The organism is Streptomyces sp. SID4985 (assembly GCF_009863025.1).
Taxonomy (GTDB): Bacteria; Actinomycetota; Actinomycetes; order Streptomycetales; family Streptomycetaceae; genus Streptomyces.
Genome location: NZ_WWIR01000673.1, coordinates 1 through 1,743, shown reverse-complemented (window position 1 = coordinate 1,743; position 1,743 = coordinate 1). Strand labels below are relative to the sequence as shown.

Annotated in this window: 2 protein-coding genes; both read left to right on the top strand. The window is 69.7% G+C overall.

Features of this window, described 5'->3' with window-relative positions; all coding sequences use genetic code 11:
* Positions 1-872: NAD(P)H-quinone oxidoreductase (locus GTW40_RS29050; protein ID WP_161183110.1), on the top strand; the 872-nt coding region annotated here is incomplete at its 5' end.
* An 87-nt stretch (positions 873-959) separates the two neighbouring features.
* Positions 960-1,743 (top strand): IS5 family transposase gene (locus GTW40_RS29045; protein WP_343245603.1). Its coding sequence is split into 2 segments (ribosomal slippage), with 782 coding nucleotides annotated over them: positions 960-1,289 and positions 1,292-1,743; the frame shifts between segments, so codons are not numbered across the junction. This gene is flagged as partial in the annotation.

Sequence of the window (1,743 nt, the reverse complement as noted above, 5' to 3'; positions counted from 1 at the left end):
CCGCCGTCAACCGCGCCGACATCATGCAGCGTCAGGGCTTCTACGACCCGCCGCCCGGTGCGTCCCCCTACCCCGGTCTGGAGTGCTCGGGGCGGATCGCCGCCCTCGGCCCCGGCGTCTCCGGCTGGTCCGTCGGCGACGAGGTGTGCGCGCTGCTCTCGGGCGGCGGCTACGCCCAGAAGGTCGTCGTCCCGGCGGGGCAGCTATTGCCCGTGCCCGAGGGCATCGGCCTGAGACAGGCGGCCGCGCTGCCCGAGGTGGTGTGCACCGTCTGGTCCAACGTCTTCATGATCTCCCAGCTGCGTCCGGGCGAGCTGCTGCTCGTGCACGGCGGCTCCAGCGGCATCGGCACCATGGCGATCCAGCTGGCCAAGGCCGTGGGCGCCCGGGTCGCGGTGACGGCCGGATCCAAGGAGAAGCTGGACTTCTGCGCCGAGCTGGGTGCCGACATCCTGATCAACTACCGCGAGCAGGACTTCGTCACCGAGATCGAGCGGGCCACGGACGGCGCGGGCGCCGACGTGATCCTCGACAACATGGGCGCGAAGTACCTGGACCGCAACGTTCAGGCGCTGGCCGTCAACGGACGCCTCGTCATCATCGGCATGCAGGGCGGCGTCAAGGCCGAGCTGAACATCGGCGCGCTGCTCATGAAGCGGGGCACGATCAGCGCGACCTCGCTGCGGGCCCGGCCGCTGAGCGAGAAGGCCGCCATCGTGGCCGCCGTACGCGAGCACGTGTGGCCCCTGCTCGACTCGGGTGTCGTCCGCCCGGTCGTGGACCGCGAGCTGCCGATGACGGACGCGGCCGAGGCACACCGCGTGGTGGAGGCCAGCGGCCACATCGGCAAGGTACTGCTGGTCGCGCCCTGAACAAGGCGCTGATGGTCGCGCCCTAAGAGGTCCTAACAGAAGCCGTTGATCATGTGACTTTCGGATTGGCTGGTCGTTGGTCCGATCGTGGGGAAACGTCAGTCGCGGCCCTGGATCGTCTCGGACGAACTGTGGTCGCTCATCGAGCCGTTGCTGCCCGTGCCGGGTCCGAAGCTGGTCGAGGGCAGACCGCGAGTCCCGGACCGGCAGGCGCTGTGCGGGATCCTGTTCGTCCTGCACACGGGCATCCAGTGGGAGTACCTGCCGCAGGAACTGGGCTTCGGCTCGGGCATGACCTGCTGGCGGCGCCTCGCCGCGTGGAACGAGGCCGGCGTGTGGGACGAACTGCACCTGGTGCTCCTGAAGAAGCTGCGGGCGGCGAACAAGCTGGACTGGTCCCGGGCGGTGATCGACTCCTCCCACGTCCGGGCCGCTCGACGGGGCCCAAAAGCGGTCCCAGCCCGGTCGATCGCGCACGGCCGGGCAGCAAGCACCACGTTCTCACCGACGGCCAGGGCATCCCGCTCGCGGTGTCGCTGACCGGTGGAAACCGCAACGACGTCACCCAGCTGATGCCCCTGCTCGACAAGATCCCGGCGGTTGCCGGCGTCGTCGGCCGCCCCAGACATCGACCCGACACGCTGCTTGCCGACCGCGGCTACGACCACGACAAATACCGGCGCCTACTGTGGCAGCGCGGCATCCGCCCGGTCATCGCTGAGCGAGGCGTGCAACACGGCTCTGGCCTGGGCATTTTCCGCTGGGTCGTCGAGCGCACCATCGCCTGGCTGCACGGCTTTCGCCGCCTGCGGATCCGCTGGGAGCGACGCGACGACATCCACGAGGCCTTCCTCGGTCTCGCCACCTGCCT